The 13,470-nt window shown below is 46.8% G+C and carries 11 protein-coding genes; 9 read left to right on the forward strand and 2 right to left on the reverse strand.

Translation table 11 applies throughout. The annotated features are described in order from the left end of the window. From SFV55_RS20375 to SFV55_RS20405, 7 genes are all read left to right on the forward strand, one after another. Positions 1–1,410, forward strand: coding sequence for a vanadium-dependent haloperoxidase (locus SFV55_RS20375; protein ID WP_320031393.1), 1,410 nt, complete (start codon positions 1–3; stop codon positions 1,408–1,410). Then, positions 1,407–2,180 (forward strand): ParA family protein, encoded by a 774-nt coding sequence (locus SFV55_RS20380; RefSeq protein WP_320031394.1) that lies wholly within the window; start codon positions 1,407–1,409, stop codon positions 2,178–2,180. Before SFV55_RS20375 ends, SFV55_RS20380 begins: the two co-directional genes overlap by 4 nt. After that, complete coding sequence (locus SFV55_RS20385; RefSeq protein ID WP_320031395.1) at positions 2,177–3,673, forward strand: DUF4157 domain-containing protein; 1,497 nt, start codon at positions 2,177–2,179, stop codon at positions 3,671–3,673. Before SFV55_RS20380 ends, SFV55_RS20385 begins: the two co-directional genes overlap by 4 nt. 56 nt (positions 3,674–3,729) lie before the next feature. After that, positions 3,730–5,067, forward strand: a complete 1,338-nt coding sequence (locus tag SFV55_RS20390) for an ATP-binding protein (RefSeq protein WP_320031396.1) — start codon at positions 3,730–3,732, stop codon at positions 5,065–5,067. Positions 5,068–5,158: 91 nt separating this feature from the next. Further along, entirely contained in the window at positions 5,159–5,545 is a 387-nt protein-coding gene (locus SFV55_RS20395; protein WP_320031397.1) for a hypothetical protein, read from the forward strand. Positions 5,546–5,556: 11 nt separating this feature from the next. Continuing rightward, complete coding sequence (locus SFV55_RS20400; RefSeq protein WP_320031398.1) at positions 5,557–6,141, forward strand: hypothetical protein; 585 nt, start codon at positions 5,557–5,559, stop codon at positions 6,139–6,141. A gap of 31 nt (positions 6,142–6,172) precedes the next feature. After that, positions 6,173–7,063 (forward strand): hypothetical protein, encoded by an 891-nt coding sequence (locus SFV55_RS20405; protein WP_320031399.1) that lies wholly within the window; start codon positions 6,173–6,175, stop codon positions 7,061–7,063. An 81-nt stretch (positions 7,064–7,144) separates the two neighbouring features. Here the strand turns inward: SFV55_RS20405 and SFV55_RS20410 are convergent, their stop codons facing one another. Further along, positions 7,145–7,537, reverse strand: coding sequence for a hypothetical protein (locus tag SFV55_RS20410; protein WP_320031400.1), 393 nt, complete (start codon positions 7,535–7,537; stop codon positions 7,145–7,147). 347 nt (positions 7,538–7,884) lie between these two features. Between SFV55_RS20410 and SFV55_RS20415 the strand changes: the two genes are divergently transcribed. After that, positions 7,885–10,134 (forward strand): sodium-translocating pyrophosphatase, encoded by a 2,250-nt coding sequence (locus SFV55_RS20415; protein WP_320031401.1) that lies wholly within the window; start codon positions 7,885–7,887, stop codon positions 10,132–10,134. 83 nt (positions 10,135–10,217) lie between these two features. Here the strand turns inward: SFV55_RS20415 and SFV55_RS20420 are convergent, their stop codons facing one another. Continuing rightward, positions 10,218–12,020, reverse strand: a complete 1,803-nt coding sequence (locus SFV55_RS20420) for a UbiD family decarboxylase (RefSeq protein ID WP_320031402.1) — start codon at positions 12,018–12,020, stop codon at positions 10,218–10,220. Positions 12,021–12,393: 373 nt separating this feature from the next. Here SFV55_RS20420 and thyA point away from each other — a divergent pair, with 373 nt between their 5' ends. Continuing rightward, entirely contained in the window at positions 12,394–13,299 is a 906-nt protein-coding gene (gene thyA / locus SFV55_RS20425) for a thymidylate synthase (protein ID WP_320031403.1), read from the forward strand. Positions 13,300–13,470 lie beyond the last annotated feature (171 nt).

Raw genomic sequence — 13,470 nt, forward strand, 5'->3', positions numbered from 1 at the left:
ATGTCCTACCAAGCACCCCTAGCACTCCGTTGGAATCGCCTAGCCTGCGATGCCATCTACTACACCAAAACGCCGCCCACCATTGCTGCCCGTGCCTTGGCCATGGTACACACGGCCATGTACGATGCCTGGACGGCGTACAGCGGCGGCTGTGAAGTAAGCACCACTACCGGGGCCCGTATGAAGCGCCCAGAAGAAGAATGCACCCAAAAGAACCGGGAGATTGCCTTCAGCTTTGCTGCTTATCGGGTATTGGAAGATTTGTTCAGCCACAACTTGCCAGAGGCGCACAAGGCCATGTTTGCCAAGCTGCTGCAAGAACTTGGTTGCCAAACCAGCGATGATACCCAGGACCCCAGCAAGCCCCAGGGCATTGGCAACCTTGCTGCCAAGCTGATTTTGGAATGCCGCCGGGGCGATGGCTCCAATCAGGACGAGGATTACGCCGACTACACCGGCTACAAGCCAGTGAACGACCCGCCGCCCAAAAAACCACTGAAAGACGTGGCAAAATGGCAGCCCCAGAACGACGCTGCCCGCAAGTCCCAAAAATTCCTGACCCCACAGTGGGGACTGGTTAAGCCATTTGCCTTACAGTATGGGCACCAATTCCGTCCACCTGCCCCTGCTGCCTGCGGCACCCCTAAATTCGAACGCCAGCTTGACGAAATCATACACCTCAGTGCTTGCCTGAGCGATGAACAGAAACTGATCGCCGAATACTGGGCAGGTATGCACGAGGATAAATTTGACACCACTACTACCGTACTCGGATATGGCTACTGGACGGTACCTCCGGCGCAGTGTTGCCGCATTGCCCACTACATCGCCGAAAAAAATGAGTTCAAAAACGCCAATGTGATCAAGCTGTTCTTCGCCCTGACCAATGCCTTGCTGGATGCATCCATTGCGGCCTGGGATGCCAAAGTCCACTACGACTACGCCCGCCCGGATTCGGTCATTCACGAATTGCGCGACGAAGTTTGCTTTGAGGCTTGGGGTGGCCCTTGCCGGGGCACCGTCAGTATGGAAGGAGAGGGCTGGTGCCCGTATCTGCTCACTACTCCGCCATTCGCCGAGTATGTGTCGGGGCACAGTACATTCAGCCGGGCCATGGCAGAAATCATTACCTGCTTCTGCGGCTCCAATGCCTATGGCGATTGTGTCACTTTTCCCGTGAAAAGTTCGGTCATCGAAAAGGATTGCACACCCGCTAAAGAAGTCACCCTCACCTGGGCCACTGTACACGAAGCAGCCGAACAGGCGGGTTGGTCCAGGCGGTATGGGGGCATCCACTTTGAAGAAGGCGATCTCAATGGCCGGGAGTTGGGGAAAAAAGTAGCCATCTGCGTTTGGAATAAAGTGTGCACCTATTTTGAAGGCATTGTAGGCGAATCCGCTGCAAAATGATCGTCGTCTCAGTAGCTATTCAAAAAGGGGGCGCGGGTAAAACTACCACTACGCTCAATCTGGCCGCAGCCCTGCGCGAAAGGGGTAAAAAATGCCTGCTCATCGACCTAGACCCACAGGCTAGCCTGTCGCAAGCGCTTGGTGTGCTGGATGAGCCAGAACCGAACATTTACCACTTGCTGAAACAGGAGGCAAGCGGCCAAGCGTGTAACCCCGGGTCTGCAATATTAACCAGAAGTGGACTGGACCTATTGCCCGCTTCACTGGAGCTGGCCAGCGCAGAACTTGAACTGGTGAGCGTTTATGGCCGGGAACACATCTTGTCGCAAATCTTGCAACGCTTGACTGTTGCTTACGATTTCGTGTTGCTCGATTGCCCCCCTTCGATCGGGATGCTTACGGTGAATGCCCTGGTGGCCAGCAACTTTATTCTGATGCCTTTAAATGCAGAATTCCTATCTTTGAAAGGGGCCAATAGCTTTTTGCGGCATCTGACCCTCATTCAGCGTTTGAACAGCAGCATTAAAGTATTGGGATTTGTACTGACCCGTTACGATGCCCGCAAAACGATGACTCGTGAAGTAGAGAATCGCCTAAAGCAGGACTACGGAGTTGACAAGGTTTTTAAAATCCATATCCGCAACAGCATTGCGCTGGCCAAAGCCCAACAAGCTGGAGTCGATGTTTTTTCTTTTGATCAAAAATCCAATGGCGCACTGGATTACCTCGCCCTGGCAACTGAGTTTTTATCTAAAATGACTGGATCATGAAAAGTGCATTTCTTTCTCGTCGGCACCGCAACCCGCAGCAAAACCATGAGCCGGAAAAGGAGCAACCCTTTTTCTCCAAATCTAACGATCAGGAAAAGCAGCCGTTTTTCCAGGCAGGGGCCCAATCAGGAAATGGCCAAGCCATCCAGGCCAAGCTCAGCATTGGCCAACCCGGCGACAAATACGAGCAAGAGGCGGATAGTGTAGCCAACCAGGTGGTCAGCGGCCAAAATCAAACGCCCGTGCTGCAACGGCAAGAGATCAGCACCGTTCAACGCGCTACTCTGGCTACCCCGCAAGAGGATGAGAAGTTAAGCACCGCCGAAAGCCGGATGGAAAAGGACAAACTCATCCAGGAAAAACCGGAGCTACAGCGGGAACAAATGCCGGAAGAAGAAAAGCCTGTACAGAAAATGGATGCGCCCAAAGAGGAAGAAGCCCTCCCTGTGCAACAAAAAGCGGATCCCAAAGAAGAAGAGCCCTTGCAAAAAATGGATGCTCCCGAGGAAGAAAAAGAGCCCGTCCAAATGGCTAAAGAGGAGGAAGAGCCGCTTCTGCAACAAAAAGCAGAGACGGGAGGGACTACAACGGCAAGTGCTCATTTGAGTAGCCGGATACAGGACTCCTCAGGGAAAGGTGCGCAACTAGCTGGCCATACCCGTGCTGAAATGGAACAGGCTTTTGGAACCGATTTTAGCAACGTCAACATTCATACCGATACAGACGCTGTACAGATGAACAAAGAACTGGGCGCGCAAGCATTTACGCACGGGCAGGATGTGTATTTTAATGCTGGGAAGTACAATCCGGAGAACAGCAGTGGTAAACGGCTGCTGGCGCATGAGTTGACACATGTGGTGCAGCAGGATAATGAAACCATTAAGCGGAAAGGAGGCAACTCAACTATACAAAAAACCAAAAAGAAAGGATTTGCTTATTTAATCGTTTATCCTGAGTACAAAATAGATTCCGAAATTGAAGCTATTGGCAAAGTAAAAGGGCCTGGTCATGCTGGGGTCTTGTTGGTTTCGCCGGAGGGACTTACCAAGTATTACGAATATGGTAGATATGCAACATTGGACGGAACCAAAGGGAAAGTTCAAAAGCGAACCATCCCTGATGCCAAGATGGACAATGAAGGAAACCCTGATTCAGCTTCAGTTAAAAAAGTAATGACCAGTCTTTCTACAAAAGCAGGTCAAGGGGGTAAGATCGAGGCTACCTTTTTTCCAGACTTGGATTTTAATAAGATGAATACTTTTGCCACTCAAAAATTTCAGGAAACCAATAAAGGATTTAAAAATTACAAAAAAGATAGAAAGGCTTATTCTCTTTATGACAACAATTGTGGAACATTTGCAATGGATGTCATTAAACAAGGAGGTGAACTTAAAACACCGATGTTTATCATGGTGAATACCCCGACCAATATAGCCAGCGAATATCAGGAAGAAGGGTATGAAAAACAAAATTTTAGCGGAACAAAGAAATGATAATAAAGAAATTACTAGACTTTTTTGGGCTGAATAAAAAATTAGAACAAGTCAATATGGAAACTAATTCTCCTTCTTTTCGTGCGCTCAACCCATTAGCAAAATTTATCGGAGATCGCATCAAGCAGCATTTTGATACACCTGGTGGTTTTACAAGGGAGCTAGAAGCGTATTTTCCCGATTTGTTTGAGACTTCAGCTCAAATACCTGTTTTTGCCCAAGAAAATTCATTAAAAGAACTAGAAAATACTTTATTGTGTATTGCCATTGCTCCTCACCTACAACCCGATTTCTACGACCGGGTCATCAAAGGTTCTCTCCCTCTATCCGGCGACTTCCCCCAACTCGGCGGCACCCGCGGCAAAAACTTCCGTGGATTTCTACCCACCGGTGAAACCGCTCTTTTTCTGCTCGCAGGTGATGACATGAAAAAGCGCATGGAAGTATATGAACTTTTCAGCGAAGACCATGTCTTTGCCAAAAAGCACATTCTTTGGCTTGAAGAAGTGCCTGAAGGCGAACCCTGCATGAGCGGCCGTATCATCCTCTCTCAAGAATGCGTCGACTTGTTCACTACTGGTAAAGTTGCACGCCCCAAGTTTAGCCTGAATTTTCCAGCACAATTTTTGGAGACGAAAATGGACTGGGAAGATTTGGTACTTCATCCCGACACCCTGCAGCAAATCAATGAACTCGAAATCTGGGTAAAATATGGCAAAATATTAATGAAAGACTGGGAAATGGAAGGGAAACTTAAGCCCGGCTATCGAGCCTTGTTTCATGGCCCACCCGGCACGGGTAAAACATTAACCGCTTCACTATTGGGGAACAAAACGGGCAAAGAGGTGTACCGCATTGACCTCTCCATGGTCGTCTCTAAGTTTATCGGTGAAACCGAAAAAAACCTTGCGAACCTCTTTGCTAAAGCTGAAAACAAAAACTGGATTCTCTTTTTTGATGAGGCTGATGCCCTCTTTGGCAAACGCACCAGCGTGCGTGATGCTCACGATAAATACGCCAACCAGGAAGTTTCTTACCTGCTACAACGGGTAGAACACTACGATGGACTGGTTATTCTTTCATCCAATTTCAAAAACAATATTGACGAGGCTTTCAGTCGCCGCTTTCAATCCATCATCTACTTTCCGATGCCTGGTGTGGATGAACGTGTTCTCCTATGGAAAAAGGCATTCCCATCCAAAATACAACTCGCCAACGACATCAATCCTTACGCGCTTGCGCAGAAGTATGAGCTTAGCGGCGCCGAAATCATCAATGTCGTTCAATTCGCTTGCTTGCGTGCGCTTGATCGGGGAGAGGAAAAACTGATTTTTAATGACCTCTACGAAGGCATCAAAAAGGAATTTCAGAAAGAGGGACGAATTATGAGGTGAAGTTTATTTTCCACTATTAAATTTATATTGCGATACATTTTGAATCAAAGGCATTCAGATGCCTCCCATGTATAAACTAAAACCACCCCACATGTCACTACCACCCAACTCACCATTGCTTACCATTATCTCTTTCGGCCTTGGTCTTCTCCTCCTCGGCGGCTTCCTCGGCGGCGAATTGGCCAAAAAACGCCAGGATAAGGCCGAAATCAAAGAAATCCAAAAACAGCAAAACGAACTTTTGAGCAAATTAGAAGAGTCAAGAAAAATCGCACTCCAGAATGAGCAGAGAGCCCTCGCTCACATCGACTCCATTTATCAAGTCCTCGATGTTTTGGCCATGCAAGAGCTAAACGTGCGTTCAGAAATCAATCGATTGCGGGATGAACTCCAGCGCAAAAGAAAAGCGCTGGTGACTACCAAAAGTAAATTAAGTGAACAAAGTAAAAAAAGTACTTTTTCTTTTAAAAACGACTAAATTACATGGACATGAAAACTAACCAAAAAACCCAACTTGCCATTGGTATTGGGTATTTCTTATTGTTTATACTTACCATCAATACCCCTCAAGCTCAATCGCTTCCCAAAGGAGTGTTCCAAAAGGAGGTATACCTTCATTTGGATTCAACTGCCGATACAATTGTGTATCTGGAAGTACGTGATGCCGATGCCTTAAAATTACTGGGAGAAAAATTACTGGCTGAAAACTACCCAATTAGTATCATCAAGAAACCTGTTTTAGATCCATTTTTCGAACTCATTTTGCAGTACGAATCACAATTGGATGATTGCCAATTGTTAAGTCACCATTATTCGACTTTGGATAGCATCCAACAAGAGAAAGAACTGGAGTTAAAAAAAGTAATTCGCCTTCAAGAGGATCGAGTCAACAATTATAAAAAACTCAATGAAGACCTTAGCCAGGCTAATACGCAGCTTAATTCTCTCTTAAGCAATACCTTGGAAATCGCCAAAGATGGAACCAGGCACCGAGTGAAAAAACAATGGTTGACCGCCATTCTAGGTGCAGGTGTAGGTTTTTCAATAGCTGGTATCATAACCTCGTTTAAATAGAATGTTTTTTTAATCATAAAACTAAATCTACATGTCAACATTTGTTGTAACTGCAACCGCCCTTAACATGCGGAGCGAACCCAAGGTTACTACCACCAATCGTATTGCTCTTTTACCACAGGGGCACCTTGTTTCAAAAATTCGAGTTGCACCACAAAACCCTGATTGGTTTGAAATAAGTACCATCCTTAATGGGGCCTTATTTGTTGGATATGTCAATGGCGCATTTCTGGCTGAACAGGATTCTGTGGTTTTTCCAATTTTTGACCAAATAGGAGGGGTACACCTTCAACCTCCCAAAGCACTTCGGAGTGTAAGGGGAATTTGGGCTTATCCACTCAGTGAAACCAACATGCCTCAAAGAGACCGGAATGAAAGTGTAGCTTTACAAAAACAGACGCTCCTCGATATCGTCGATTGGCTTGATGTAACCCAAAGTGATCGCTATCAACCAGGACAGAATACTTATTGTAATATTTACGCTTATGATTATTGCTCTTTGGCAGGTGCTTACTTGCCTCGGGTTTGGTGGAACAACAATGCCATCATCAAACTTTTAGGAGGCACGGAAGTTTCAGTGAAGTATGGTGATTCAGTTTATGAAGTGAATGCGAATGGCTTGTATAATTGGTTAGGCGATTTTGGAGATCATTTTGGTTGGCAAAGACTAAGCAATGCCCGTGAACTACAGGCACAAGTCAATCAGGGAAAGGTTGGCATAATTAGTGCAGAGAACAAGTCTGCCAACAATTCAGGGCACATTGCGGTGGTTATTCCAGAGCACGATGGGTTCAATGCTACCGACAACCCTTTTATCCCCATACAGAGTCAGGCCGGGCGGGTAAACCGCAAGAAATTTAACCACCTTAACTGGTGGACTAAACCTGAATTTCGGGCATTCGGTTTTTGGGTTCATGATTAAAATGGAAAGGAAATTCAAATAAAAAAGAACTTATACCAAACAAGTGGAGGCCCAATTCTTTGAACCTCCACACCCCCAAAACTATTTCTCCGGACAAGTAATATCCACATCCAAATGCCGATTCTTCCCAAACAACTTCATACTCCCTTTAATCCGACAGCCATTTGAAGCGGTAATGTCCACCGTAACGGTATAAGGAGTAAGTACGTCCCCACCCGTTGTAATTTTCCCCAAGGAGGAGATGGTTTTTCCATCAGGCATTACTGCCACTACCGATTCCTGGGTTCCCTTTGTATTATAAGCCAATTTGATTCCATTGCTAAAGGTATGTGCTACTTTGAGCCCTTCAGCAACAATCAAATCCTTCTGGACTTTCTCCGTCAAATACCGTTGCGCATGTCCTTGCTGGGTAAAACCAATGGTAAAAATCAACATCAAAGTGGCCAGTTTGGCGAAGGTGAAAAAGCTTTTCATGGTTTAAGCGTCTAATAAGGTTTAAAAAGGTTTTGGTGAACTGGGTCGTAAGCCTACGACTCATTTGATACCACAAAGTTCAAGCAAAGCCAGCCCCCAAAACACCTCCCTAAGGAGGGTTTTACAAAAACCATAAAAAAGAAGGGGGCTTATCCCCTAAAATGAGGACCAGAATCCAGTTCTTTCCTCCCATATAGATTTTCCTACATCAATAATTCCCTACCACTACTATAAAAGTTACAATTTTCAGTCTACCTTTGCGCGGTTATGAAATTATCGTAATCGGTTAGCTGCTCCAAACAGCTAGGTGTTTTACATTTTAACACGCAAAAGTATCGCACACTTCTATGGAATCCTTAGTGTACTTACTACCAGGTTTTGGTATTTTGGCTTTGCTGTATATGGCTTATTTATCCGCTTGGGTAAGCAAGCAAGATGCGGGTGGAGATAAAATGCAGGAAATTTCGGCGGCAATTGCTGCCGGAGCAATGGCATTCTTGAAGGCAGAATATAGCCGCCTGGCTATTTTTGCCGTCATTGCCAGTGTATTATTGGTGATTCAATCCCAAATGGTTGAAAACTCCCATTGGTTGATCTTTGTAGCCTTCATCTTTGGCGCAAGCTTTTCGGCGCTCGCGGGTTTCTTTGGTATGCGCATTGCAACCAAGGCCAACGTTCGCACCACTCAGGCTGCAAAAACAAGTTTGGCACAAGCCCTTAAAGTTTCCTTTGCTGGAGGTACGGTAATGGGGATGGGCGTTGCAGGCTTGGCAGTATTGGGTTTGAGCGCTTTCTTCATCTTTTTCTACAACTTCTTTATGGGAGGAACCATGGGCGACAGCGTGGATACGGTGATCAGCATGGAGCGAGTCCTGGAAGTGTTGGCAGGTTTTTCGCTGGGAGCGGAATCCATTGCCTTGTTTGCCCGGGTTGGTGGCGGTATTTATACCAAAGCTGCTGACGTAGGTGCCGACCTCGTAGGTAAAGTAGAAGCAGGAATTCCTGAAGACGACCCTCGCAACCCGGCTACCATTGCCGACAACGTTGGTGACAACGTGGGCGACGTAGCAGGTATGGGTGCCGACCTTTTTGGCTCATATGTTGCCACTGTATTGGCAGCGATGGTATTGGGCAACTACCTGATTGGCGACAACCCAAGTGTATTGGCTGACGCATTTGGTGGCATTGGCCCAATCTTGTTGCCGATGTTGATTGCGGGCCTAGGCATTATTTTCTCCCTGTTGGGTAGCTTGCTGGTACGTGTAGGTGAAGGCAATGCTTCTGCTCAAACCGTTCAAAACGCACTCAACCGGGGCAACTGGGGCTCGATCATCCTCACTGGGGTGGTTTGTTATCCGGTAATCACCTGGATGTTGCCTACTGACATAAACATCAACTATTTTGGTGAAGGCATCAGATCGGTACCTTCCATCAACGTGTTTTTTGCAGTATTGGTAGGTCTGGTCGTAGGTGGCTTGATTTCGCTGATTACTGAGTACTATACGGCCATGGGCAAAAAGCCGGTGAACGACATCATTCAGCGTTCTTCCACTGGTCCAGCTACCAACATCATCGAAGGTTTGGCACAGGGTATGCTTTCTACGGCAATGCCCGTTATCCTTTTCGCAGTAGCGATTTTTGTTACCTATTCTTTGGCTGGTTTCTACGGAGTAGCATTGGCAGCTTCAGGCATGATGGCTACTACGGCTATGCAGTTGGCGATTGACGCTTTCGGACCAATTGCCGACAACGCTGGTGGTATCGCCGAAATGAGCGAATTGCCCAAAGAAGTACGCGAGCGCACCGATATCCTCGATGCAGTAGGTAACACCACTGCGGCCATTGGTAAGGGTTTTGCAATTGCTTCAGCGGCTTTGACTGCCTTGGGCTTGTTTGCCGCTTATGTGACCTTCACCAAAATTGACGGGATCAACATCTTCAAAGCAGATGTACTTGCCGCCTTGTTTGTCGGTGGGATGATTCCGGTGGTATTCTCCGCTTTTGCGATGCGTGCAGTAGGCCGTGCAGCCATGTCGATGGTACAGGAAGTACGCCGCCAGTTCCGCGAGATTCCTGGCATCATGGAAGGAACGGGCAAACCTGACTATGGCCGTTGTGTCGACATCTCCACCAAAGCCGCCATCGCCGAAATGACCATTCCTGGTTTGATCACCATCGTTACCCCAATCGTGATTGGTTTCTTGCTGGGACCAGAAGCATTGGGTGGTTACATGGCTGGTGTAACGGTATCTGGTGTGATGTGGGCCATCTTCCAGTCCAACGCTGGTGGTGCCTGGGACAACGCCAAGAAGTCATTTGAAAAAGGGGTAGAAATCGATGGTCAAATGTACTACAAAGGTTCAGAGCCACACAAAGCTGCCGTTATCGGTGACACAGTGGGTGACCCTTTCAAAGATACATCCGGCCCATCCATGAACATCCTCATCAAATTGAGCTGCCTGGTTGGTTTGGCTATTGCTCCAATCCTCGGCGAGCGCTATGCTGCCCAGCAAGAGGAATTGGGTCAAAAACAAGAGAAAAAAGAAATCAAACTGGAATCGAAGTTGGAGAAAGATGCTCCAGCGGAGGTGTTCTAGTCTGAGCTTGAATAGATCAAAAAACGCCTGTTCACATGTGTGTGAGCAGGCGTTTTTTTTGTTGGAAATTAAACCGCAAGATTTCACTTCCAATCCTCTAATTTCCATCCAAACTCCGGCGCCACCAACTCCGGCGCATGGTGCGGCTTCTTCCGCGCATCCACAATTAGCGGCCCTCGACACCCCCAATGTTTGTGCTCCACAAAAGCATCCACCCCATGTAGATCATGTGAAGGATTGGCACGAGTGAATGTAACCCACAAGAAATTATTCAAGGTAGCCGCCAAAAACTGTGGATCGTCACACAAAACAATCAGCGGAAATCCTTCCAGCCCAGCCTGCCCTTTTAGAGCATCGGCCAGAACCTGAACATCTGCATATGCCTCATTGCTGCTAAACGTTGGCCCACTCATCGCCAGTACCCCCGGCAAAGCCACCTGTGGCCCACTAAACCCCGTTGGCAAATTAAAAGCTGAGGAGGGTAGGGTAGTGGCCAGTTCCCGGCGCTTTTCTCCCCGGCAAGCCATCACCACTTTTGAGCCCGCATTCCAGCCTGACCCAGAATAATCCAGCGTATCAATGGTGGTTTTGGTATAAAAATGCAGGTCTCGCGTCCAATCAATACGCTCCAGCACGTGGCGGAAAAAATCTGCAATATCATGGCAATCCAAATTTGGATCATCATCGGCAGCCGCAATGACCAGGAATTTTGCCAAACTGGTTTGCCCCGAGCCCAGAATGTGGTTGGCCTGAGTCAAAATCTCCTCCGGTACCCGCTCGCGGAAAGGCATGTAACGCTCTTGCCCAATGGCCAACAACAAGGGGTGTACCCCAGCTGCATCCACCGCGTGGATTTGTTTGATCCCCGGGAATTCCTGCGGTGTAAGTAGTTTGACAATTTTGTGGATCAGGTACCCAAAACTGCTGTCCTCCATCGGCGGGCGACCCACTACGCTGAAATGCCAGAGTGGATCCTTGCGGTAATACACTTTGTGTACATCCATCACCGGGAAATCGTGGGTGAGGCTGTAATAGCCCAGGTGGTCACCAAATGGTCCTTCCGGTTTTTTCTCTCCCTTACGGATGGTACCCGTAATTACAAAATCAGCATCACTGGACAACACATAACCATCTTGCCAGGTATAACGAAAGCGCCGTCCAGCCAGCATGCCCGCAAAAGTCAGCTCAGATAAACCTTCCGGCAAAGGCATGATCGCCGAAAAAGCGTGCGAAGGTGGCCCCCCTATAAAGATGGAGCATTTAAAATCTTCTTCGGTCTCATTGTATAAGGTGTGGTGTACCCCGATGCCTCGGTGCAATTGGTAATGCAGACCAATTTCTTTGTTGGTGACGTAGTCATTGCCGTCCAATTGAATGCGGTACATCCCCAGATTGGATTGCATGATGTTTTTGGAGCCTGGGGGCAAACTGAAAACCTGGGGCATGGTCACAAAAGCACCGCCATCCATTGGCCAGGATTTGATCAAGGGGAGTTGGTCAATGGTCGTTTCGCCCCATTGTACGGGGGCCTTACCGATGCTGCGCATGGGTAAGGCACTCAGAGCAGTGAAAGGAGCGCCTAAGTACCGAGTAGGTGTTTTGAAAAAATTAGCTGGATCGGCTTTGAGTTCAATCACCCGTTTGACTTTCTCCAGGGTATGCCGAAAAATGAAGTCCGTTCGTTCATAGGTACCATATATATTACTCACTGCCTGAAAAGGGCTGCCTTTTACTTTTTCAAATAAAATCGCCGGGCCCGCTTCGTCAAAAACGCGGCGGTGGATTTCAGCCATTTCCAGATTCGGATCCACTTCTTTTTTGATGCGGAGCAGTTGGCCGTGTTTTTCCAGGTCATTTACACAAGCGCGCAGGCTGGAGTAACTCATAGAAGCGTATTTAGAGATGGTATGTTAGGTTCTGTGCAAGCAACAAAAATAAGCAGGAAGAGTTTTTGTTCAAGCTCAACTCCTAATAATTACAGAATCAACACAAAGGGGCGATAAAAAAATAAATGTTCATTTTGCCAGAGGATTAGATAAGTAAACGGTTCAATTTAAGTGTTTTATCTAATCCTCTGGCTCAGGAAAAATGAACATTTATTTTTGCCCCACTACAAAGGGAACCAAGCAATGGTGAAAATCCGCAATCACATTGAAAAAAATCATTGCATTGCCGCAAATTCCTGCAAAAGCATGACGGTTTTTTCATTAATCCTTTTTACCTTTCGCCATCCAAACAAGAATAAACAAAAACACCGATATGCAGCAGTACCATACACTGCTTCAGCACATCCTGGAAAATGGAGTACGCAAGCATGACCGTACGGGAACAGGCACCATCAGTGTTTTTGGTTATCAAATGAGGTTTGACCTCAATCAGGGATTCCCACTTATCACCACGAAGAAAGTACACGTCAAATCCATTATCCACGAGTTGTTGTGGTTCCTCAAAGGGGATACCAACATCCAATACCTCGTGCAAAATGGTGTAGCCATTTGGAATGAATGGCCCTTTCAGTTTTGGTTGCAAAACAATCATCCTGAACTGGCCACCGAAAAATACAGCCTGGCCTGGAAAGACAAGCTGGGCACATTCGTGGAGCGCATCAAAACCGAAGATGACTTTGCGGCCCAATGGGGAAACCTGGGGCCAGTCTATGGTCAACAATGGCGCAACTTTGAAGGTGTGGATCAAATTGTACAAGTTGTAAACGACATCCGGCACAACCCGGATTCTCGGCGCCTGTTGGTGTCGGCCTGGAATCCTAAGGATATTCCAGTGATGGTCAAATCGGGTTTACCCCCCTGTCATGCCCTGTTTCAGTTCTATGTGGCAGATGGTAAACTTTCTTGTCAGTTGTATCAACGTTCTGCCGATGTATTCCTCGGCGTTCCTTTCAATATTGCTTCCTATGCCTTGCTTACCCTGATGATGGCACAAGTATGTGGCCTGCAGCCCGGTGAATTTATTCATTCATTTGGCGATGCCCACCTGTACCTCAATCACCTTGAGCAAGCCCAGCTTCAACTTTCCCGCGAACCACGACCCCTTCCCACCATGAAACTGAACCCAGAAGTGAGTGAAATATTTGATTTTCAATACAGTGATTTTTTTCTCAGTGACTACAACCCATACCCAGCCATTAAAGCTGAAGTATCGGTATAAATAAGGTAAGCTTATATTTATTTAGAGATAATCTAAATAACTACGTCTTTCCTTAAAAGTTTGTTAAAAAGATATAGCTAATTATATCTTTGCGCTGACTGAAAAATGACAGTTTATACAATCTTGTTATACTAGGTTATAAAACGCAAGTACGATGATATTTAAGTCTCT

The organism is Haliscomenobacter sp. (genome assembly GCF_033763495.1).
GTDB lineage: Bacteria > Bacteroidota > Bacteroidia > Chitinophagales > Saprospiraceae > Haliscomenobacter.

Coding starts and splice junctions, on each gene's coding strand:
- SFV55_RS20375 (WP_320031393.1), top strand. CDS start 1: ATGTCCTACCAAGCACCCCTAGCACTCCGTTGGAATCGCCTAGCCTGC.
- SFV55_RS20380 (WP_320031394.1), top strand. CDS start 1,407: ATGATCGTCGTCTCAGTAGCTATTCAAAAAGGGGGCGCGGGTAAAACT.
- SFV55_RS20385 (WP_320031395.1), top strand. CDS start 2,177: ATGAAAAGTGCATTTCTTTCTCGTCGGCACCGCAACCCGCAGCAAAAC.
- SFV55_RS20390 (WP_320031396.1), top strand. CDS start 3,730: ATGGAAACTAATTCTCCTTCTTTTCGTGCGCTCAACCCATTAGCAAAA.
- SFV55_RS20395 (WP_320031397.1), top strand. CDS start 5,159: ATGTCACTACCACCCAACTCACCATTGCTTACCATTATCTCTTTCGGC.
- SFV55_RS20400 (WP_320031398.1), top strand. CDS start 5,557: ATGAAAACTAACCAAAAAACCCAACTTGCCATTGGTATTGGGTATTTC.
- SFV55_RS20405 (WP_320031399.1), top strand. CDS start 6,173: ATGTCAACATTTGTTGTAACTGCAACCGCCCTTAACATGCGGAGCGAA.
- SFV55_RS20410 (WP_320031400.1), bottom strand. CDS start 7,537: ATGAAAAGCTTTTTCACCTTCGCCAAACTGGCCACTTTGATGTTGATT.
- SFV55_RS20415 (WP_320031401.1), top strand. CDS start 7,885: ATGGAATCCTTAGTGTACTTACTACCAGGTTTTGGTATTTTGGCTTTG.
- SFV55_RS20420 (WP_320031402.1), bottom strand. CDS start 12,020: ATGAGTTACTCCAGCCTGCGCGCTTGTGTAAATGACCTGGAAAAACAC.
- thyA (WP_320031403.1), top strand. CDS start 12,394: ATGCAGCAGTACCATACACTGCTTCAGCACATCCTGGAAAATGGAGTA.